Source organism: Pseudonocardia sp. ICBG162 (assembly GCF_020496225.1).
Taxonomy (GTDB): domain Bacteria; phylum Actinomycetota; class Actinomycetes; order Mycobacteriales; family Pseudonocardiaceae; genus Pseudonocardia; species Pseudonocardia alni.
This window is the reverse complement of sequence record NZ_JAHLJD010000013.1, coordinates 848,831-868,762: the sequence shown is the minus strand read 5'-3', so window position 1 is coordinate 868,762 and position 19,932 is coordinate 848,831. Positions and strand designations below refer to the sequence as shown.

At 77.1% G+C, this 19,932-nt stretch carries 17 protein-coding genes; 5 read left to right on the top strand and 12 right to left on the bottom strand.

Translation table 11 applies throughout. The features are described from left to right. Window positions 1-139: 139 nt before the first annotated feature. The 4 genes from KPL60_RS07415 to KPL60_RS07400 all read right to left on the bottom strand — a co-directional run bounded on the left by KPL60_RS07415 (window position 140) and on the right by KPL60_RS07400 (window position 5,992). Window positions 140-1,258, bottom strand: a complete 1,119-nt coding sequence (locus KPL60_RS07415; protein WP_226365340.1) for a histidine kinase — start codon at window positions 1,256-1,258, stop codon at window positions 140-142. Continuing rightward, on the bottom strand, window positions 1,255-1,908 hold the full coding sequence (locus KPL60_RS07410; protein ID WP_226356850.1) for a response regulator transcription factor: 654 nt from the start codon (window positions 1,906-1,908) through the stop codon (window positions 1,255-1,257). The genes KPL60_RS07415 and KPL60_RS07410 overlap by 4 nt, the downstream gene beginning before the upstream one ends. A 71-nt stretch (window positions 1,909-1,979) precedes the next feature. After that, window positions 1,980-3,311, bottom strand: coding sequence for an alpha/beta hydrolase family protein (locus tag KPL60_RS34570; protein ID WP_226356851.1), 1,332 nt, complete (start codon window positions 3,309-3,311; stop codon window positions 1,980-1,982). Next, a complete protein-coding gene (locus tag KPL60_RS07400) occupies window positions 3,308-5,992 on the bottom strand; it encodes a phosphatidylglycerol lysyltransferase domain-containing protein (RefSeq protein WP_226365339.1) in 2,685 nt (894 codons plus the stop codon). Before KPL60_RS07400 ends, KPL60_RS34570 begins: the two co-directional genes overlap by 4 nt. Before the next feature lie 224 nt (window positions 5,993-6,216). On the opposite strand from KPL60_RS07400, the gene KPL60_RS07395 reads away from it, so the two are divergent. From KPL60_RS07395 to KPL60_RS07380, 4 genes are all read left to right on the top strand, one after another. Next, window positions 6,217-7,113 carry a cation:proton antiporter gene (locus KPL60_RS07395; protein ID WP_226365338.1) on the top strand — a complete coding sequence of 299 codons (897 nt, stop codon included), beginning with the start codon at window positions 6,217-6,219 and terminating at the stop codon, window positions 7,111-7,113. Beyond that, entirely contained in the window at window positions 7,002-7,508 is a 507-nt protein-coding gene (locus KPL60_RS07390) for a cation:proton antiporter (RefSeq protein WP_226365337.1), read from the top strand. Before KPL60_RS07395 ends, KPL60_RS07390 begins: the two co-directional genes overlap by 112 nt. A gap of 94 nt (window positions 7,509-7,602) precedes the next feature. Continuing rightward, window positions 7,603-9,522, top strand: coding sequence for an alpha/beta fold hydrolase (locus KPL60_RS07385; RefSeq protein WP_226365336.1), 1,920 nt, complete (start codon window positions 7,603-7,605; stop codon window positions 9,520-9,522). 91 nt (window positions 9,523-9,613) lie between these two features. After that, entirely contained in the window at window positions 9,614-9,970 is a 357-nt protein-coding gene (locus KPL60_RS07380) for a VOC family protein (RefSeq protein WP_226356855.1), read from the top strand. Between the two features lie 9 nt (window positions 9,971-9,979). On the opposite strand, the gene KPL60_RS07375 is transcribed toward KPL60_RS07380, so the two are convergent. From KPL60_RS07375 to KPL60_RS07355, 5 genes are all read right to left on the bottom strand, one after another. Then, a complete protein-coding gene (locus KPL60_RS07375; RefSeq protein ID WP_226356856.1) occupies window positions 9,980-12,025 on the bottom strand; it encodes a DEAD/DEAH box helicase in 2,046 nt (681 codons plus the stop codon). A gap of 396 nt (window positions 12,026-12,421) precedes the next feature. Next, window positions 12,422-13,417 (bottom strand): amidohydrolase family protein, encoded by a 996-nt coding sequence (locus tag KPL60_RS07370; RefSeq protein ID WP_226365335.1) that lies wholly within the window; start codon window positions 13,415-13,417, stop codon window positions 12,422-12,424. 82 nt (window positions 13,418-13,499) lie between these two features. Continuing rightward, window positions 13,500-14,123, bottom strand: coding sequence for a TetR/AcrR family transcriptional regulator (locus tag KPL60_RS07365; RefSeq protein WP_226356858.1), 624 nt, complete (start codon window positions 14,121-14,123; stop codon window positions 13,500-13,502). A gap of 32 nt (window positions 14,124-14,155) precedes the next feature. Then, window positions 14,156-15,463, bottom strand: coding sequence for a cytochrome P450 (locus KPL60_RS07360; RefSeq protein ID WP_226356859.1), 1,308 nt, complete (start codon window positions 15,461-15,463; stop codon window positions 14,156-14,158). 91 nt (window positions 15,464-15,554) lie between these two features. Continuing rightward, on the bottom strand, window positions 15,555-16,214 hold the full coding sequence (locus KPL60_RS07355) for an HAD family hydrolase (protein WP_226365334.1): 660 nt from the start codon (window positions 16,212-16,214) through the stop codon (window positions 15,555-15,557). Window positions 16,215-16,343: 129 nt separating this feature from the next. Between KPL60_RS07355 and KPL60_RS07350 the strand changes: the two genes are divergently transcribed. Further along, window positions 16,344-16,841, top strand: coding sequence for a bifunctional nuclease domain-containing protein (locus KPL60_RS07350; protein WP_226356861.1), 498 nt, complete (start codon window positions 16,344-16,346; stop codon window positions 16,839-16,841). A 16-nt stretch (window positions 16,842-16,857) separates the two neighbouring features. On the opposite strand, the gene KPL60_RS07345 is transcribed toward KPL60_RS07350, so the two are convergent. From KPL60_RS07345 to KPL60_RS07335, 3 genes are read right to left on the bottom strand one after another with little or no spacing between them, the layout of a single operon-like run. Beyond that, complete coding sequence (locus tag KPL60_RS07345) at window positions 16,858-17,700, bottom strand: glycosyltransferase family 2 protein (protein ID WP_226365333.1); 843 nt, start codon at window positions 17,698-17,700, stop codon at window positions 16,858-16,860. After that, window positions 17,697-18,983: a bifunctional PIG-L family deacetylase/class I SAM-dependent methyltransferase gene (locus KPL60_RS07340; RefSeq protein WP_226365332.1), complete on the bottom strand. Its 1,287-nt coding sequence runs from the start codon at window positions 18,981-18,983 to the stop codon at window positions 17,697-17,699. The genes KPL60_RS07345 and KPL60_RS07340 overlap by 4 nt, the downstream gene beginning before the upstream one ends. Beyond that, window positions 18,983-19,879, bottom strand: a complete 897-nt coding sequence (locus KPL60_RS07335; RefSeq protein ID WP_226365331.1) for an acyl-CoA dehydrogenase — start codon at window positions 19,877-19,879, stop codon at window positions 18,983-18,985. The genes KPL60_RS07340 and KPL60_RS07335 overlap by 1 nt, the downstream gene beginning before the upstream one ends. Between the last annotated feature and the right edge of the window lie 53 nt (window positions 19,880-19,932).

The window sequence follows — 19,932 nt, the reverse complement described above, 5'->3', positions numbered from 1 at the left end:
TGCTCCCGGCCGCGATCCCGGGGGCGGCCCCGGCCGGACCCCCAGTCCACCGGGTGCCGGGCGTGCGGGGGACCGGCCGGGGTGCCGGAGCGGTCCGCCGTCCGGCGGGGACCGGCCCCCTCCGGGTGGCGGGTCCGCCTCAGCTCCGGCGGGGGAGCGGCAGGTGCAGCGCCAGGCGGAAGCCGCCGTCGTCGTCGGGGCCCGCGGAGAGCTCGCCGCCCGCGAGCTCGGCGCGCTCGCGCAGCCCGACCAGGCCCTGGCGGGACCCGGGCAGTCCCAGCGGCCCGCGGTCCGGGCGGGTGTTGTGCACCGTCGTCGTCACCCGCCCGCCGGCCCGGGCGACCCGGACGGTGACCCGGGAGCCGGGGGCGTGCTTGCGGGCGTTGGTCAGTCCCTCCTGGACGGTCCGGTACACCGCCCGCTGCGCGTGCGGGTCCAGGTCGATGCCCGGCTCCTGCGCCAGCTCCGCGTCGACGCCGGCGCCCGCCACCAGCGCGGCCAGCTCGGCGAGGCCGGGCTGGGGCTCCAGCGGCGTCCCGTCCCCGCTGGGCGCCCGCAGCACCGCCACCATGTGCCGCAGCTCGTCGAGTGTGGACACCCCGAGCCTGCGGATGGTGCGGGCCGCCTCCCGGGTGGTGTCGTCGACCGCCCCGACCTGCAGCGCCCCCGCCTGCACCGCGATCAGTGACACCTGGTGGGAGACGACGTCGTGCATCTCCCGGGCGAGCCGGTTGCGTTCGCGTTCGAGCACCTGCTCCTCGCGCAGGTCCTGCTCGACGCGGTGGGAGTCGGCGAGCTCGCGCAGCCGCCTGCGCAGCGAGTCCTGCGCGCGCACGAGCTGCCCGAGCGCGGCCGGGGCGGCCCCGGACATGATCCCGTAGACCAGGTCGAGCAGCGACTGGCGGTCGAGCAGGTCCAGCCGGACCGGGAAGGTGATGCCCGCGCCGACCGCGGTGGCCGTCGCGGCGAGCACCACCAGCGTCCGGTTCGAGGTGCCCCGGGCCAGCGTGTACAGCGTCACCAGGGTCGCGATCAGGGCGTAGGAGGTGACCAGGCCCGGCAGCGTCGCGAGGAACCCCAGCACCGGGTACCGCCGGCGCAGCGGCACACCGAGCAGCGCCAGTCCCGCCGCGACCCACGGCCACGCCTGGTCCGACGCGGTGATCTCGAGCAGCGAGTCCAGGGCGGCGACGGCGAACAGCGCCACCTCGGTCGCGACCGTGAGCGCCGGGCCGCGCCACCGCGCCGGGACGCTCACGCGTCGTCGCCGGGGCGGCGGAGCCCGGCCAGCTGGGCGAGCAGCGCCGCGCGCACCCGGCTGGTGACCCCGAGCTTGCCCAGCAGCGTGCTGACGTGGTCCTTCACCGTGCTGGGGGACAGGTAGAGCTCCCGGCCGATCTCGGCGTTGGACAGTCCCTCCGAGACCAGCGCCAGGACGTCGCGTTCGCGGTCGGTCAGCGCCGCGACGTCGCGCTCGGCGGCGCGGCGGTCCGCCGAGAGCCGCCCGCCGACGACGGGCCGGGCCGCGCCGGGGGACAGCACGACCGCACCGGCGGCGAGCGCCCGCACCGACTGCACGAGCTGGTCGGGGTCGGTGTCCTTGAGCAGGAACCCCGACGCGCCCGCGGCGAGCGCCTGCTCGATGTACTCGTCGGTGTCGAAGGTCGTCAGCATGGCCACCGCGGGGGCGTCGCCCGCCGCGAGGACCCGGTCGAGCACGGTCAGCCCGTCCACCCCGGGCATCCGGATGTCGAGCAGGACGACGTCGGGCCGGGCGAGCGCGATCTCCCGCTCGGCGTCGGCGCCGGTCGCGGTCGCCACCACCCGGATGTCGCCCGCGGCCTGCAGGATCATCGTGAACCCGGACCGCACCAGGGCCTCGTCGTCCACCACGACCACCCGGATCATCGCCGTCCCCCGCCCGTCCGTGCCGATCCCGCCGTGTGTCCCGCCGGCGCCGCCCCATCCTGTTCGGTCGCTCATCGGGGCGGGCCGGGGACCAGACCACCGCGGGCGGCGACGCCGGGCAGCGCGAGCTGCAGCGCGGCCGTCGCGACCGCCCAGGAGTGCCCGCCCGGCAGGACCAGGTAGCGCACGTCCATCCCGGAGGTGCGGGCGAGCTCGGCGAGCCGCCGGGCCCGCTCCACGTCGCCGCCCTCGTCCGCGCCGACGACGACGGTGCCGCTCACCCCGTCGTAGCGACGGGTGCGCAGCAGCTCCTGCGGGTCGGCGGCCCGGAACGCGGCGTCGTCGCCGCCGAACAGCGCACCCACCGTCTCCTCCCGGGTGCCCAGCGACGGCTGGTCCTGACCGCCGACGTCGAGGAACGCCGGGTACACCTCGGGGGCGCGCACGGCGAGCTGCAGCGCGCAGGTCCCGCCGTAGGAGAAGCCGCCGATCGTCCAGCTCCGCGGGTCGGGGTCCACGTCGAACGTCCGCCGGATCCAGTCCGGGACGTCGCGGCGCAGGTAGGTCTCGGCGGCGCCGCGCCGGGAGTCCATGCACAGCGGGTTGTCGAAGGTGCCGCCGGTCGCGTCCGGCACCACGACGACCGGGGCGAGCCCGCGGTGCGCCGCGGCGAACTCGTCGAGCACCGCGGCGAGCCGCCCCGCGGTCAGCCAGTCCGCGGGGCCGCCCGGTGCGCCCGCGACCAGGACCAGCACCGGCAGCCTCGGCCCGCCGCGGACCAGCGCGGCCGGTGGCAGGTAGACCACCCCGGGCCGGGCCGGGAAGCGCGAGACGGTGCCGGGGATGGCCATCCGGGCGACGCCGCCGTGGGCCGGCAGGTCCGCGGGCGGCACCCACCGGGCCGCGGTGACCGCGCCGCCCGCGCGGGGCGGGATGCGGGCCGGGTCCAGCGCGTTCGCCTCGGGCAGCCCGAGCAGCTGCCGGGGAGTGGGGTAGTAGCCGTAGATCGCGTTGACCTTGACGCCGCTGGTGGCGAGAACGAGCAGCACCGCGGGCACGACCAGCAGGCGGGCGGCGCGTCCGCCGCGCCGCAGCACGAGCACCCCGCCGAGCAGCGCCGCGAGCGCCACCCCGGACCAGACGAACAGGCGGGCGGGCAGCTGGTCGGGGATCGGCCGCCACAGGTCGTTCAGGACGAACGCGGCCAGTGCGGGCAGCGCCGCCGCGACGACGACCGCGAGCAGCGCCGGTCGCCACCAGCGCGGCCCGCGCGGCCACAGCAGGAACGCCGCCGCGAGGACCCCGGCGACCGAGATCACCAGCGGCAGCGTCCCGGCGACGAGCGACAGGTCGAGCGGTGTCGTCGCGGGCACCGGGGGCGGCGGGAGCGGGGTCACGGTCACCGGGCGTCGTCCCCTGCCGGGAGCGCCGGGAGCGCGGGGAGCGCGGGGAGCGCGGGCAGGGCGGCGAGCGCCGCGAGGTCGGCGCGGGCCGTCGCGAACGGCAGCACCCCGCGGTCGAACACCGCGGCCGCCGGGCCGGTCCCGAGCGCCCCGCCGAGCAGCGCCGGGTCGGTCAGCCCGGTGGCGGCCGCGGCGACCTCGTGGCCGTCGAGGGTGACCCGCCACGCGTCGGCGGTGTCCGGGGCGTCGTCGCGGGGGCGGGCCAGCGGCTCCGTCGCCACCGGCGGCGCCGTCTCCACCACGGGTACCGGCCCCCCGGTCCGGTCCCCGGCCGCGGGGAGGGCGGCGGCGACCCGGTCCAGCACCGACCACAGCGCGTGCGCGTCGGCCAGCGACGCCCGCAGGTGCAGCACCGGCCGGGCGGACCGGTCGAGGTGGAACAGCCGCTCGACCATCCCGTCCGGGGCGGGCCCGGCGCCACCGGGCAGCGCCGGGTGCACCGGCGGGACCGCCGACGCGGCGAAGCCCGCGGTGAGCAGGGCCCGCTCGGCGGCATCGGCCAGTGCGTCGGCGGGTGCGGGGTGCGTCGCACCCGCGAGCCGGGTGAAGGCTCCGGCCAGCACGGACAGCTCACCCGAGCGCGAGGTGACGACCTCGCCGTGGACCAGGACGAGGTCGTCGGGCCCGACCGTGGCCTTCCACCCGGCGAGCGCGTCGGCGCCGGTGGTGGTCTCGTCGACGATCACCTGGATCCGCCCGGTACCGGCGTGCAGCGTGGCGAACGCCAGCGCGCCGAAGGTGCGGCGGGCCCGCACCCGGCCCACGACCGTCGCCGGGCGGCCGGTGCGGACGTCGCGGTCCAGCCCGGCGTGCTCCCGGCGCAGCGCGGCGAGGTCGTCGACCCGGGTCGCGACGGCGGGGTGGGAGGCACGCCGCGGCGCCGACGGCCCGGGACCGCAGGCCGGGGCCGGAGGACGTCCCGGGCCGCGGACCGCGGGCCGGGGCAGCGGCAGGAAGCCCTCCGCCGCGGCGGCGGCCACGGCGGCCCGGGCCGTGCCGCCCGACCAGCACAGCAGCCGCGGTGTCCACTCCGGCTCGAAGGTCAGGCTGAAGCGGTGCAGCGACTCCAGCTGCACGAACGACGACGCGGCCCGCAGCACGGCCCGCCGGGCGCGCTGCACGGGACCGGCACCCAGGCGCCCGCCGGTCTCCAGCGACTCGCGGAACAGCACGAAGTTGAGCGAGGCCCGCCGGATCCCGTGCGCGGGACCGGCCGCGGCCAGCTGACCGATCATGAACTCCATGATGCCGGGTGGCGCTCCCGGAGCCCGCCGCATCACGTCCAGCGACACCCCGTCGGTGCCCCAGGGCGCGAACGTCAGCACCGCGCACGGGGCGCCGTCCGGCCCGGTCGCCTCGACCAGCACGACGTCGGCGTCGGCGGGGTCGCCGACCCGGCCCGAGGCCATCGAGAACCCGCGCTCGGTCGGCCCGTGCCGCCAGCGCTCCGCCCGGCCGGCGACGGCGGCCAGCTCGGCCTCCGGCACGTCGCGGACCCGCCGGACCGTCGCCCGGCAGCCCTCGGCGGACAGCCGGCGCACCGCGCGGCGGATCCGGCCCTCCCGGCCCCCGGTGTGCAGCAGCCGCGGCAGGTCGACCACGGCCTCGTCCCCGATCCGGCGGACCCGCAGCCCGTGCCGCCGGTAGAGCGCCGCACCCTGCTCCCCGGCCGCGAGCACCACGGGCTGCCACCCGTAGCGGCGGGCCTCGGCGAGCCAGGCGTCGACGGCGCCGGGCCACCGTCCCGGCGCGCCGACCGGGTCGCCCGCGGCGACCGAGGACCCGCCGACCACCCGGTACGCGACGGCCGCGCGGCCGTCGGGGGAGAACACGACCCGCTTGTCGCGGCGCGTCGCGAAGAAGGCCAGCGGGTCCGCACCCCCGTGGTCGGCGACGAGCGCACGCACCCGTTCCTCGTCCCCGGCGGTCGCGGTGCCGTGCGCCCGTGCCCCGCGCAGGAACGTCGCGAGCGCCGCGACCAGCACCGCGCCGCCCACCAGGTCGAGCGCGGCGGGCAGCCACCCGTCGTCGACGCCCGCGGCGGTCAGCTCGAACGCGCCGCCGGTGAGCCGGTCGGCCACCCACACCAGCCGCGGCCACGCCCCGGCCGGGGTGCCGGGTGCGCCCGGGGCCAGCAGCCAGCCCGCCGCGACCGCGGCGCCGAGCCCGGCCACGGCCACGACCGCGGCGCGGCGCCGGGCGCCCGGCGCGACCCGGGCCCCGAACTCCGCGCGCCGCGCCACCAGCGTCGCCGCCCACAGCGCGGGGACGGCCACCGCCGCCGTCCCGGTGGGCGGGACGAGCCCGGCGAGCGCCGAGACCACCAGCAGCACGAGCAGCACCCCCGCCCCGGCACGCCTGCCGGCCCGCAGCGCCGCGCCCAGCAGCAGCAACGCGAGCCCGACGAGCAGGCTCGGCCCGGTCGGGACGCCCAGCAGCCCGAACGCGTCGTCGACGGCGGTGACCGGCGGCGCCCCGAGGACGACCTCGGCCAGGCAGGCCACCCCCGCCACGGTGACGACGAGCGCGGACACCGCCCGCACCGGGGTGCGCCGGACCGGCGGGCCGGACGCCGCCACCGGGGGACCGGCCGGTGCCGGTCGGGTCGTGGTCGTGGTCATGTGCGGGCCCCCGTCGGTGTCGGAGCCCCGAGCCTGGCCGCGCGGCCCGGGGGACCGGCACCCGCCGTGGGCGGGACCGGGGCCGCCGCCGGGCGGGTGCCGACCCGCCGGGTGGCGGGTATCGACGGCGGGCGGGGTCCGCCGCGTCACACCCGCCGGGACGGTGGGGCCGTGCTCGCTAGCGTCGGGACGGCCCGCACCGCGCCGACACCCCGGACGACACGATGATCCCGACCCTGCTGGCCGCCGCCGTCGCGGCCGTCCTCTGTGCCCTCGCCGCGCGACGGCTGGAGCGCTGGAACATCGCCGTCCCGGCGGTGATGGTGGCGGCCGGGGCGGTCGTCGGGCTGACGGTGGAGGGGTCCGTCGGGGCCGTCCTGAACACCACCGCCGCGCAGCGCGTCGCCGAGATCATCCTGGCCGTCCTGCTGTTCGTCGACGCCACCGAGGTCCGCGGCGGGCGGCTGTGGGGGCGCGCGCCGGGGACCGCCGCCCGGATGCTGCTGGTCGCGATGCCGCTGAGCATCCTCGCCACCGTCGTCGTCGGTGGGCTGTTGTTCCCCGCGCTGCCCTGGCCGGTGCTGCTGGTGCTCGCCTGCGTGGTGGTCCCGATCGACTTCGCCTCCAGCGAGCGGGTCGTGCGCGACCGGCGGCTGCCCGCCCGGCTGCGCAGCGCGCTGAACGTCGAGGGCGGCTACAACGACGGCATCGTCTCGCCGGTCTTCCTGGTCGCGCTCGCCCTGGCCGGCGGTGCGGCCACGCAGGGCTCCGGTCCGTGGCACGCGCTGTCCACGGCGGTGCCGCACGCGGTCACCGCGATCGTCGTCGGACTGTTGCTGGGCACCGTGCTCGGCGGGGCGCTGGAGCTGGCCACGGTGCGCGGCGCGACGACCGACCGGTCCCGGCGGACCGTCGTGCTGATCGCCCCGGTCGCCACCTACACCGCGGCGCTCGGCCTGGGGGGAACGGCTTCGTCGCCGCGTTCGTGTGCGGCATCGCGTTCCGGTACGTGCACCGTGTGCTGCTGGCCCGGCGGCTGCGCGGCACCGACGGCGGCGTCCGCGCCGCGGGCGGTGCGGCGGTCGCGATGGGCCGCGACTTCGTGCTGCTGGAGGACGTGACGGCGATCCTGACCGCGGCGATGTGGTTCGTCGTCGGCATCGCCGGGGTGTACCTCGCCTCGGCCGTGGACCTGCCGATCCTGGTGTTCTGCGTGCTCGCGCTGACCGTGCTGCGGATCGTCCCGGTCGCGCTCGCCCTGGTCGGCAGCGGTCTGGGTGCCCGCGAACGGCTGCTCGCGGGCCTGCTCGGCCCCCGCGGCACGACGACGATCGTGTTCGGCCTGCTGGCGTTCAACGGGCTGCCCGACGGCGACCCGGCCGACACCATCCTCATCGCGACGGTGCTGTGCGTGGCCGGGAGCGTCCTGCTGCACGGACTCGGCTCCTCCGCGGCGATCGCCCGGCTCGCGCCCGAGCGGACCCGGGAGACCGCCGCACCCCGCGCCGGCGGGTGACCCGGGTCACGATCGCTGGAGTGTGCCGCGACGGCCGACGGTGCCATGGCCCCCAGGCACCGGGGACGGTCCCCGGCTCCGTGAGGAGGCACCGATGACCCACGCACCGATGACCCGGACACCCACCCGCACCCGCATCAGCCTCGAGGACTTCTTCGCCGACCCGGAGTTCGCCGGGCCGTCGCTGTCGCCGGACGGGACGCGCATCGCCTACCTCGCGTCGCACCGCGGACGGCGCAACCTCTGGGTCCGGGGCGTCGACGAGACCCACGCCGACGCCGTCGCGGTCACCCACGACACCCGCCGCGGGATCTCCCGCTACCACTGGACCGGCGACCCGCGCTGGATGCTCTACGAGCAGGACACCGACGGCAACGAGGACTGGCACCTGTACCGGGTCGACCTCGACGCCCCCGGGGAGCCCGCCGTCGACCTCACGCCGATGGCGCCGGGCTCGCGGGTGTTCGGGGTCGAGCCGGCGCACGAGCGCCCCGGCACCGTGCTGGTCTGGATGAACCCCGACCCGATGTCGATCGACATGTTCCGGGTCGACCTCGCGACCGGGGAGACCACCCTGGAGCTGGCCCAGCCCGGGCTGCGCGAGACCTGGCTGACCGACCGCGAGGGGCGCCCGGCGTTCCACTCGGTCATGACCGAGGCCGGCGACTACGAGTTCTCCGCGGTCGACCCCGACGGCGGGCGACGGCTGCTGCTCACCGTCGGCGGCCCGGAGCACCCGGTCGGCGTGTACCCGCAGATGGTCACCCCCGACGGCACCGGCCTGCTCCTGGGGCTCCACCAGGACTCCGACGACCTGCGGTTGGTCCGGATCGACCGGGAGACCGGCGAGCAGACCGTGGTGTCCGCGGTGGACGGGAGGAGCCTGGACACGCTGGGGATGCTCGGCCCCGGCCTGCCCCAGACGCTGCTCACCGACCGCGCCACCGGCGAGGTCGTCGCCGCCCGGTACGTGGGGGACCGGCCGCACCTGGAGATCCTCGACCCGGAGTTCGCGCCGGTCTACGAGGCCCTGTCCGCGCTGTCCGACGGCGTGCTGGAGTCGGTCTCCTCCGACGAGTCCGGGCGGCTCTGGATCGCCGGCTGGACCCACGACCGCGAGCCGGGCGTGTACCGGCTCTACGACCACGCTACGGGGGAGAGCCGGGAGCTGTTCCGCGGTCACCCGCAGCTCGACCCGGCCGACCTCGCGCCGATGGACGCGGTGTCGTTCACCGCCCGCGACGGCCTCCCGCTGCACGGCTTCCTGACCCTGCCCGTCGGCACGACCCGGCAGGACAGCGAGCGCCTGCCCCTGGTCCTGGTCGTGCACGGCGGGCCGTGGGCGCACGACACCTGGGGCCATGACCCCGAGGTCCAGTTCCTCGCGAACCGCGGGTACGCCGTGCTGCAGGTCAACTTCCGGGGCTCCACCGGCTACGGCCGCCGCCACCTCACCGCCGCGATCGGTGAGCTCGCGGGCGCGATGCACGACGACCTGATCGACGCCTGCGACTGGGCCGTCGGGCAGGGCTGGGCCGACCCGGACCGGATCGGCATCTACGGCGGCTCCTACGGCGGGTACGCCGCGCTGGTCGGCGTGACCGTCACCCCGGACCGCTTCGCCGCCGCCGTCGACTACGTCGGCATCTCCGACCTGGCCAACTTCATGCGCACCCTGCCCGAGTTCGTCCGGCCCTACCAGGTCAACGCCTGGTACCGCTACGCGGGCGACCCGGACGTGCCGGAGCAGGCGGCCGACCTCGCGGCCCGCTCGCCGATCACGATGGTCGACCGGATCCGCACGCCGCTGCTGGTCGCCCAGGGCGCCAACGACGCCCGCGTCGTGCAGGCCGAGTCGGACAACATCGTCGCCTCGCTGCGCGAGCGCGGGGTGCCGGTGGAGTACCTGCTCGCCACCGACGAGGGGCACGGCTTCGCCAACCCGGAGAACCGGATCCGGCTGTTCCGGGCGATGGAGCGCCACTTCGCCGAGCACCTCGGCGGCTCCGCCTGAGCCCGTCGTTTCGCCGCACCGCCCCGGGGTAGCCGTCCGGGGACAGGGTGTCGAGCGACACGTCGGCGCACGCCGGCGGAACGGAGTGGACATGGCGAAGCACGTGGCAGCGGTCTGGGTACCGGTGACCGACATGAAGCGGGCGACCGCGTTCTACCGGGACGTCCTCGGCCTGACCGTGACGATGGAGAGCGACGACTGGACCGAGCTCGACGCCGGCGGCCTCACCATCGGGCTCAACGGCCGGGAGACCGCGGAGACCGCCGACCACGGCGGCGCCGTGATCAGCTTCCACCCGGAGACGTCCATCGAGGAGGCCCTGGACGACCTCAAGCAGCGCGGCGGCCACGTCCAGGGCGACATCAGCGAGCACTCCTGGGGACGGATCTTCCCGTTCCGCGACACCGAGGGCAACGACCTGCAGTTCTACACGCCGCCGGCGAGCTGACCCGGCCGCTCACGCCGCCAGGTCGGCCTCCAGCGCCTCGGTGAGCAGCGCGACCAGGGCCTCGCGCTGCACGTCGGCCGACGACCCGGACACGTCGTCGGCGCCGTCGAGCGCCGCCGCCGCGAGGCCGGCCTTGGAGTCGATCAGGTCGGCGATCCGGGCGTCGATCGTCTGGGCGGCGAGGATCCGCCACGCGGTCACCGGTTCGGACTGTCCGATCCGGTGGCTGCGGTCGATCGCCTGGGTCTGCTCGGCCGCGGTCCAGGACAGCTCCGCGAGCACGATGTTCGAGGCGACCTGCAGGTTCAGCCCGACCCCCGCCGCGGTCAGCGAGCACACCGCCACCGCGACGCCCGGGTCGTTCACGAACGCGTCGATGTTGCGCTGGCGCACCGACGGCGTCTGGTCGCCGCGGATCGAGGAGTACCGCACGCCCTGCTTGGCGAAGGTCTGCTCGGCGGCGTCCATGACGTCGACGTGCTTGGCGAAGAACACGACCTTGCCCGCGCTGCGCGCGATCTGCACCGCGTAGTCCGCCGCCAGCCCGGCCTTGGCCCGGCCGAGGCGGCGCATCATCGTGAACACGTTGTCCCCGGAGCCCGCCTCCGCGGCGTCCTTCTGCTCCCAGCCCGCGACGTCGCGGACCAGGCCGTGGTCGATGCCCTCGACCGTCGGGCCGGACCGGCGGGCGGCGAGCGCGGCGGTGTAGCGGGCGACCATCCGCCGGGCCAGTGCCTTCTCCGCGGCCCGGATGGACCGGCCGGTCGGGCCGTCGATCTCGACGGGCAGGTCGGCGATGCGCCGGGCCGGGATGTCCGCGGCGACGTCGATCTTGCGACGGCGCACGATGCCCATGTCGACGACGCACTGGCGGGCGGCGCGCTCGAACAGCCCGTCGGCCGGGGTCATGCCGGTCGCGGTCAGCGCGTCGAGCAGCTGGGCGCGCGGCTTGGTCGCGTCGATCCAGCCGAGGAACTGCCAGATGGCCAGGAAGTCCTCGACGTCGTTGATCAGCGGGGTGCCGGTCAGCGCCATCAGCAGCGGCCGCGGGATGAACGCCCGGATCTTCTCGGCGATCTCCAGGACGTGCTTGGACCGCTGCGAGGTGCGGTTCTTGATGAAGTGCGCCTCATCGACGACCATCCCGCGGAACCCGAAGTCGCCCAGCCAGCCGATGTGCCGGTCGAGCACCTCGTAGTTGACGACGACGATGTCGGCGAAGCCGTCGACGGAGTCGCCGTTGCCCTGGATCGCGGTCGCGGCCCGGCGCGGCGCCCACAGCGCGGCCTCGCGCACCCAGTTGGTCTTCACCACGTTCGGCACGACGACCAGCAGCGGGTAGGCGTTCGCCGCCTCCGCCGCGCGCAGCGCCTGCGCGGTCTTGCCCAGGCCGGGCTCGTCGGCGAGCAGGAAGGTGCGGTGCCCGTCCTCCGCGGCGGCGACGAGCTTCGCCTGGTGCGGCATCAGCTCCCGCCCGCCGGGGACCGGACGGGTCGAGGGTTCGGGCAGCTCCATGCAGGCCGGGGCACCCGCCCCGGCGCGCTCGAAGGAGCGCAGCAGCGGGCCGAGCAGCTCCCAGCCGGTCAGCGGCGTCGGGCGCGGGCCGCTCGGCGGCGCGGCGGAGAAGTCGGGCGCGAGGAACGGGTTCGCCATCTGCCGGGCCACCACGGACTGCGGCACGACCTGCGGCTTCGCCGGGACCAGCGGGACCTCGACGGGCTCCGGCTCCGGCTCGGGCTCGTCGACCTCGATCCCGGCCGAGCGCAGCATCTCCCGCTTGAGCGCGCGCGCCGAGTCGGAGACGACGGCGTCGTCGGCGAGCAGCGCCAGCAGTCCCGCGTCGCGGACCGCGTCCATCGCCAGTGCCTTCGCGATCTCGTCGAGACGCTGCAGGGTCTCGGCCCGCTTCGCGTCGTCGTGCCGGTCGCGGACCCGGGCCCGTTCGTCGCGCAGCAGCAGCGCCACCGTCTGGAACTTGGTGCGGGTGGCCGGGGTGACCCGGCCGGTCCGCAGGGCCGTCCGCACCTCGCGTGCGGCCCCCGTCAGCACCGACATCACGTCGTTGCCGCGCGGGCGGCGACGTCGCTGGGGGGTGCCCTGGCGAGCCCCGGTCCGGGGCCTGCCTCCTCGCGCCACGTACTGCTCCTGTCGACGTCCTGCGGCGCCGGTCCGTGGCCGCGTCCCGTTGGGGGCCGCGGCCGGACGTGCTCGACGTGACGAAGGGCCGGATGGCCCCTCCGCACCACGAACCGGCCGGTGGGGGATCGCAGTCACGGAGGTCGGCGGTCCGGCTGCGGGAAGCGCCACAGGCCGTCGACGGTGTCCGGGACCCGCCGTACGACCCGGCCGTGGAACACCCGGGACGGTCGGCAGATCTGATCCGTGTCCCACCCTACCCCGCGCGGGCCCGTACGGCGCGTGACACACCGGTGGCGGACGACACCACCGCCGCTACCGGTCCGGGCCGACCGGTCCCTCGATGCGGAACAGCCGTCGCGCGTTGCCCTCGGTGAACAGGTCGCGGTCGGCGGCGGTGAACTCGTCGAGGAACCCCGCGACCTCCGCCCGCGACGGGTGCTGGAAGGGGTGATCGGTGGAGAACAGCAGCCGGTCGGGCGTCGTCACCGCCAGCGTGTGCCGCAGGTGCGCGGGGTCGAGCATCCCCGAGCAGGTGAGCACGATGTTCTCGCGCACGTACTCGGGCACCGAGCGCTCCAGCCCGGCGACCCGGGCGACGCCGTTCGCGCGGTCGGCCCAGTAGGGCAGCAGCTCGCCCCAGTGCCCGAGCACGACGGTCAGGCCGGGGTGCCGGTCGAAGGTGCCGCGGGCGATCAGGCGCAGCACCGCGACGGCGGCCTCCACGTGCCAGCCCCACCCGAACGTCGCGAGCGCCAGGTCGGTGGTGTCGCCGAACCCGGAGTAGGACGCGTCGCGCACGGCGGGCGGCGGGACCTGCGGGTGCACGAACACTGGCAGCGCGCGTGCCGCGGCGACGGCGAACAGGTCGTCGAGGCGGGGGTCGTCGAGCAGGATGTCGCCGCTGCGGCCGTAGACCATCGCCCCGACCAGGCCCCGGTCGGCGGCGCGTTCCAGCTCGGCTGCGACCGCCGACGGCTGCGCGGTGGGCAGGGTCGCCATCGCACGCAGGCGCCGCGGGTGCTCGGCGACGGCCGCGGCGGCGGTGTCGTTGAGCTCGCGGCACAGCGCGACCGCGTCCGCCGGGTCCAGCGGCCCGGTCGACGGCGGGGCGACCGAGAGCACCTGCAGGTCGACGCCCTGGGCGTCCATCGCGGCGAGCCGGCCCGCGCCGAGGTCGTGCAGCTGCGCGAGGTGGTCGCCGATGTCGTTGAGGGCCGTGCTCGGGTCCCGGCGGTGCGGTGGCAGGGCGGCCAGTGCCGCGTCCAGCGCGGGGGAGGTCCAGTGCTCCTCGACGGCGATGATCGACATGGGTGCTCCCGCGGCTGTCGGAGGACCGGCCGCGCGACCGCGGCGCCGACGACGATGCTGCCAGCGCGGAGACGGCGGGGCCTCAGCGTTCGGTGCCCCCGCCCGGCGGGTCGACGCGCAGCAGCCGCAGCGCGGAGTCGATCTCCGCGGCGAGCCGGGCCGCGTGGTCGGGGCCGCCGGAGGCCAGGCCACGGGCCTGGGCCACCCGCAGCGCGGCGAGCGCGACCGCGGCGAGGACCTGCGCGTCCCCGGCGGGTGCCCGGTCGGCGATCGCCGCGGCCAGCGCGGACTCCTGCTCCAGGAGGACCGCCATCTGCCGGGCCTGCAACGCCGGGTCGTGGTGGGCCAGGTGGAGCGCGGTCCGGGTGTCCGGGTCCCCGTCGTCGCCGGCGAGCACGCCCAGCGCGGCCTCGCGCACCGCGTCGAGCACCGGCTCGTCCGCGGGCCGGGCGCGGAACGCCTCGACCAGGTCCGCGGCCCGGGCACGCACGACGGCGAGGACCGCGTCCTCCTTGCTGGGGAAGTGGTTGAAGAACGTCCGCACCGACACCCCGGCCTCGTGCGCGATCATCTCCACGGTGACGCCGTCGAGGCCGTGCCGTTCCGACAGCCGGACCGCCGCGGAGCGCACCCCCTCGCGGGTGGCGAGCTTGCGCCGCGCACGCACACCGGGCGACGGCGGCCGGGTCCGGTCGGAGGTGTCCACCCCGGGCATCCTGCACTCCGGACGGCGGGTCCTCAGCCCCAGGTCACCGGCAGCGCGTGCACACCGAAGATCAGCATCTCGTTGCGCAGCGGCACCTGCTCGGCCTCGACGGCCAGGCGCAGCCCGGGGATCCGGGTGAACAGACGCTCGAAGCCGACCTGCATCTCCACCCGGGCCAGCTGCGAGCCGATGCACTGGTGCACCCCGTGCCCGAACGCGAGGTGCGGGACGCGCCGGCGGGACAGGTCCAGCTCGTCACCGGCCTCGACGGTGCGCGGGTCGCGGTTGACCTCCGGCACGGCGACGACCACGGTCGACCCGGCCGGGACGGTGACCCCGCCGACCTCCAGGTTCTCGGTGGCGACCCGGCTCACGCCGAGCTGGATGATGCTGAGGTGGCGCAGCAGCTCCTCGACGGCGTCGTCGACGCGGTCGGGGTGCTCGCGCAGGAAGGCCAGCTGCGCGGGGTTGCGCAGCAGGGCGAACGCGCCCAGCCCGAGCATGTTCGCCGTCGTCTCGTGGCCCGCCCCGAGCAGCACGAGCGCGATGTCGACGAGCTGGTTGTCCGGCAGCGGCGGGTCGGTGTCGTGCACGAGCCCGGACAGCAGGTCGTCGGCCGGGTTCTCCTTCTTGTGCGCCACCAGCCCGGCCAGGAAGGTGTACAGCTCGCCCAGGGCGCGGGCCCGGTCGGCGTCGGACGAGGCGGAGCTGAGCCCGACCGCGGTGTTCTCCTGGAACCGGGCCCGGTCGGCGTAGTCGACGCCCAGGAGCTCGCAGATCATCTGCGACGGCAGCGGGAGTGCGTAGGCGGTCACCAGGTCCGCGCCGGGGCCCGCGGCGAGCATCGCGTCGATGTGCTCGTCGGCGATGGCCCGCATCCGCTCGGTCAGCGCCCGCATCCGGCGCACCGTGAACTGGCCCTGCAGGAGGCGGCGGATCCGGGTGTGCTCGGGCGGGTCCATGAAGACGAACATGCCGTCTGTGCGCTCGACGTCGGCCGGCCGGACCGGCTCGCCCCGCTCGGCCGCGGCGGCGAGCTCGGCGACCTCGTGCGGCTGCAGGGCGGTGGCGTCCTTGTAGCGGACGCGGTCCGAGCTGAACCGGGTGTCGGCCAGCACCTCGCGGGCCTCCTCGAAACCGAGGACGAGGAACGCGCGCGCCCCGTTGCGCAGCTCGACGGTCTGCACGGCGCCGCCACCGCGGCGGGCGGCCAGCCCCGGGGCGGGGTCGAACGGGCAGCCGGGAGGCCGTTCGAGCAGGTCCTCGGGCACGATGCTGCGCAGCCCGACCGGCGAGCCGGTCGTCTCGGTCGTCCCGGGCGCGGCGGCGTCACTCGACATGGGGCTCCCTGCGGTGGGTCGGTCGGTCCGTGGTGGGGCGCCGCCGACGCTACCAACTCGCTGCACGGTGTGCAGCGAAATCGGCGCCGGGTCAGCCGCGCAGGATCCGCGGGATCGCCTGCCGCACCGCGGCCAGGTCGGTGAGGACCTCGACGGCACCGGCCGCGGTCAGCTCGTCGACACCCGCTCCGCCGGTGCGCACCGCGTAGGCGGGGTGCCCGGCGGCCGCGGCGGCGCGCACGTCCCACTCGGAGTCGCCCAGGACGAACGCGGTCGACCCGGCGACCCGGCGCACCGCCGCCTTGACCAGGTCCGGGTCGGGCTTGGTGCGGCGCGCGTCGGACCGGGTGAGGCAGGCGTCGGCGAGGTCGCCTCCGCCGAACAGGTCCAGGTAGGCCTCGACGTGCTCGGGATCGCCCGAGCTGGCCAGCACCACCTTCATCCCGAACCCGTCGCGCAGGTCGACGAGCAGCTCCGCCGCCTCGGGCAGGGCGACGACCTCGCCGAGCAGCGGGTCGAACTCCTCCTTCCACGCGGCGCGGGCGTCGTCGCCGTGGGTGTCCTCGAACCCCTGACCGGCGACGGCGGGGACCAGCTGGTCCCCGCCCATCCCGACCGCACGGTGCAGCCGCCACAGCGGCACCGTGACGTCAAACCGGCGCAGGGCGCGGGACCAGGCGATGGTGTGGTGGTAGTTCGTGTCGACGAGCGTGCCGTCGACGTCGATCACCGCGGTGTCGGGGGTCGTCATCCGCGCGGGGTACCCACGCGCCCGGCGTCCACGCGGTACCGGCCGGTGAGTTCGGACCCGCGCGCCGCGCGGGTGTGGACCGTCGCCCGGCGGGTACCCCGTGCGACGCCGAGGACGGGATGTGCGCAGATGCCGCAGGTACGGGTGAAGGCCGTCGGCACCGACGCGGCCACGACCAGCCGGGTCGTCCTGCTGGAGGAGACGTCCGGGGCGGGGCGGATCGTCGTCGTCGCGGTGGGGGAGGCCGAGGCGCTGGCCGCGGCCGCCGCGCTGGAGGGGGTGCAGAGCGCCCGCCCCGGTACGCACCGCCTGATCGGCGCCGTGCTGCGCGCCGCGGGCCGCCGCCTGGTCCGGGTCCGCGTGCACACCCTGCGCGACGCGGTGTTCCACGCCGAGCTCGACCTCGACGACGGCACCCGCGTCGACTCGCGCACCAGCGACGCGGTGGTCCTGGCGCTGCTGCTCGGCGCCGACATCGTGGTCGCCGACGCGGTGCTGACCGTGGCCGGGGTCGACCCGTCGACGGTCGTGGTGGAGGGGCTGGGCACGGGCTCGGGCGAGCTGGAGGCGTTCCGCCGGTTCCTCGACACCGCCACGCCCGACGACTTCGACGAGCCTCCGCGCTGACCCCCGGCGGCCGCGTTCAGGCGACCGGCCGCCCCGTCCCGCCCGCGCCGACACCCGGCCCGGCCTGCGGGTGGGCCGCCGCACCGGCGTCGCGCAGCAGGTCGGCGAGCCCGCCACGGGCCCGGCCGCGGGTGCGGGCGCTGGTCCGCACCGTCGCGGGCGCACCCGCGACGACCCGGTAGCCGCCGGCCCGCAGCCGGGCGACGAGCCCGTGGTCCTCGCCGCAGGCCAGCGGCGGGAACCCGCCCACCGCGGCCCACGCGTCGGCGCGCACGCCCAGGTTCGCGCCGTACACCGGGTGCTCGGGCGGCGCGGGCTCCCCGGGCGGGCGCGGCAGCCCGGGCACGTCGAGCACCACCCCACCGGCGACGGCGTCGGCGCCGGCCGCGGCCAGCGCCAGGTGTGCGGCGACCCAGCCGGGGGCCACGGTGCCGTCGGCGTCGGTGCCGAGCAGCCAGGTCGTCGCCGGGGCGGCGCCGTCGGCGGCGAGCAGCGCGGCCAGGGTGACGGCGGCGAGCTCGCGGACCGCGCCGATCGTGACCGGCCCGGCGACCTCGTGCGGCCGCGGCGCGGACCGGCAGCCGGGCAGCGGGGCCACCCCGGCGGTGGGTTCGAGTACCGTCACCCGCACCCGGTCCGCGGCCGGGTGCGTCGCGGCGGCGGCCCGGGCGAGCGCGGCGGTGGCGTCGGAGCAGCGGTCGGCGACCACGCACAGCGCCCGCGCGGTGAGCCCGGGCGTGTGGTCGAGGGCGGTCAGCACGGACCGGACGCAGGCGGTGATGGTGCCCGCCTCGTCGTGGGCGGGGACGAGCACGCCCGCGGCGGAGGGTGCGGTCCCCGACCGCGCGGTCCGGCTCACCGGCGCCGGACCACGTGCAGGAGGAACTGCTCGTCGGTGTGCTCGACGAGGGTGTCGAAGCGGTCGTCGGCCAGCACCCGCGCGTGCACGGTGGCGGCGTCGGCGGGCGCCTCGGCGGGCCACTGCCGCCAGTGCACCAGCACCAGGTCGCCGCCCGGCACCAGCGCGCCCGCGATGCGGTCGAGCACGGCGCCCACCCGCGCGGCGGGCAGGTAGTAGAGGAACTCGGCGAGGACGACGAGGTCGACGCCGCCGGGGACCGCCCGGTCGTCGTCGACGTCGGCCGCCACGACCTCGACGCCCGGGGTCCCGCCGAGGGCGTCGGTGGTAGCGGCGACGGCTTCGTCGACCACGTCGGAGGCCACCACCCGGTCGCAGCGCGCCGCCAGGTCACGGGTCAGCTCGCCGAGCCCGCAGGCAGGTTCGGCGGCCAGCGCGTAGCGCTCCCGCGGCAGGCAGGCCAGCAGCACGTCGCGCTTGCGCCGCTCGTAGAACGACGTGCGCACGGCCCAGGGGTCGGCGCCGTCGCGGTAGAGCCCGGCGAACAGCTCCGGCGGCGCCCCCGAGGGCGGCGGCTCCCGGAAGTAGACCTCGTGACCGCCGTGGAAGTGGGCGAGCGTCGCCGCGGACAGGACCGCGCGGGTCCCGCCGGGCGGCACGGCGGACTGCGAGGCGTGCGCGGCGATCGCGCGGCGCTTGGCGTCCCGGTCGTCGGCGGACAGCGTCAGCCGGTGGGCGCGGTCCCACGGCACGCCCGGATCGGTCGGCGCGATCCGGGTGCGGGCCCAGATCGGGAACCCGAAACCGTGCGCGGTCACCGGGGCCGCCGCCGGGCAGGCCCGGCCGACCGCGGCGTGGTCGGGGTGCGGGTCGTCCCGCCACGGGCTCGCCCACGCGTCGGCGCCGGCGAGCAGCCCGGTCAGCGGACCGACCAGCTGGTCCTCGCGCAGCGCCGAGTCGGGCAGCCCGAGCCGGTGCACCGTCGCGGGCACGCCCAGCTCGGCCAGCGCCGCGTCGAGCTCGGCGCGGCGGGTGCGGGCCAGCCCGGCCCGGTCGATAGTCCCGACCTCGGGCAGGGCGGCCTCACCGTCGCTGGCCAGGACGATCTCGACGGTGCCGCCCGCGGCGACGACCCCGCGCATGAGCCCGGCCGCGCCGAGGGTCTCGTCGTCGGGGTGGGCGCACACCACGACCAGGCGGCCGAACGACGACGGGTCGAGACCGCGCCGGGCGAGGGTCGCGGCCGCGTCCTCCCAGACGTCCGGGGACTGCACGGGCTCCATCAGGTCGCCGGGGTGACCAGGGCGCGCCCGAGGGCGGCGAGGTCGCGTCCGCCGTGGTGCTGGCGCAGGTAGATCTGCAGGTCCGCGAGGCGTGCGGTGAGCAGCGGCGACCCGGCCAGCACGGCGACCCCGGCGATCTCCGGGGCGGCGTCGAGCACGCTCCGGCACGCCCGCTCCACCGCGGCCCGCACGGTGGCCACCGCGTCGTGGTGGGCGGTGGCGGGGTCGGCGTCGATCCGGGCCGCGGTGACGGCGAGCAGGGCGTCCGCGGCGGCGACGGCGGCGTGCACCGCCCCGAGCGCGGCCAGCCGGTGCGGGTCCGGGTCGGCCGTGCGCAGCGGCGCCGCGACGTGGTCGACGATCGCGGCCGCCGCGCCCAGCCACAGCGCGGCGACCCCGGCGCCGCCGTGGGCGAACCCGGGGCGGTCGGTGTAGGCGTCCGGTCCGCCGACCACGGCCTCGGCCGGCAGGGGCACGTCGTGCAGGACGACGTCGTGGGTGTCGCTGGCGGCCATCCCGGCGGCCCGCCAGGCCGTCACCCGTTCCACCTGCGGGGCACGCAGGTCCAGGTCCACGAGCCGGGTGCCGGCCCCGGACCCGGCGACGACGAGTGCCCGGTCGAGCAGGTGGGTGCCCGAGCAGAACCGCACGGTGCCCGACAGACGGAGCCCGTCGTGGCCGCCGTCGAGCCGGGCCCCGCCGCCGGACCGCGACGCCCAGACCCCGTAGCCGGCGCCCGGGACGGGGGAGCGGTGGTGGTCGGCGAGGATCGCGACGGCGTCGGCGTGCCCCTCGGCCAGCCGCGCGACCGGCAGGTCGCGTCGTGCGATCCGGGCCAGCCGCGCCCACCGGGTCGCGGTCGCCCCCCGAACCGGGCAGCGGGAGGTCGAGCCCACCGGCGGCGACGGCGGCGGCGAGCGTGGCCCCGGCCCCGCCCGGGAACGGCTCG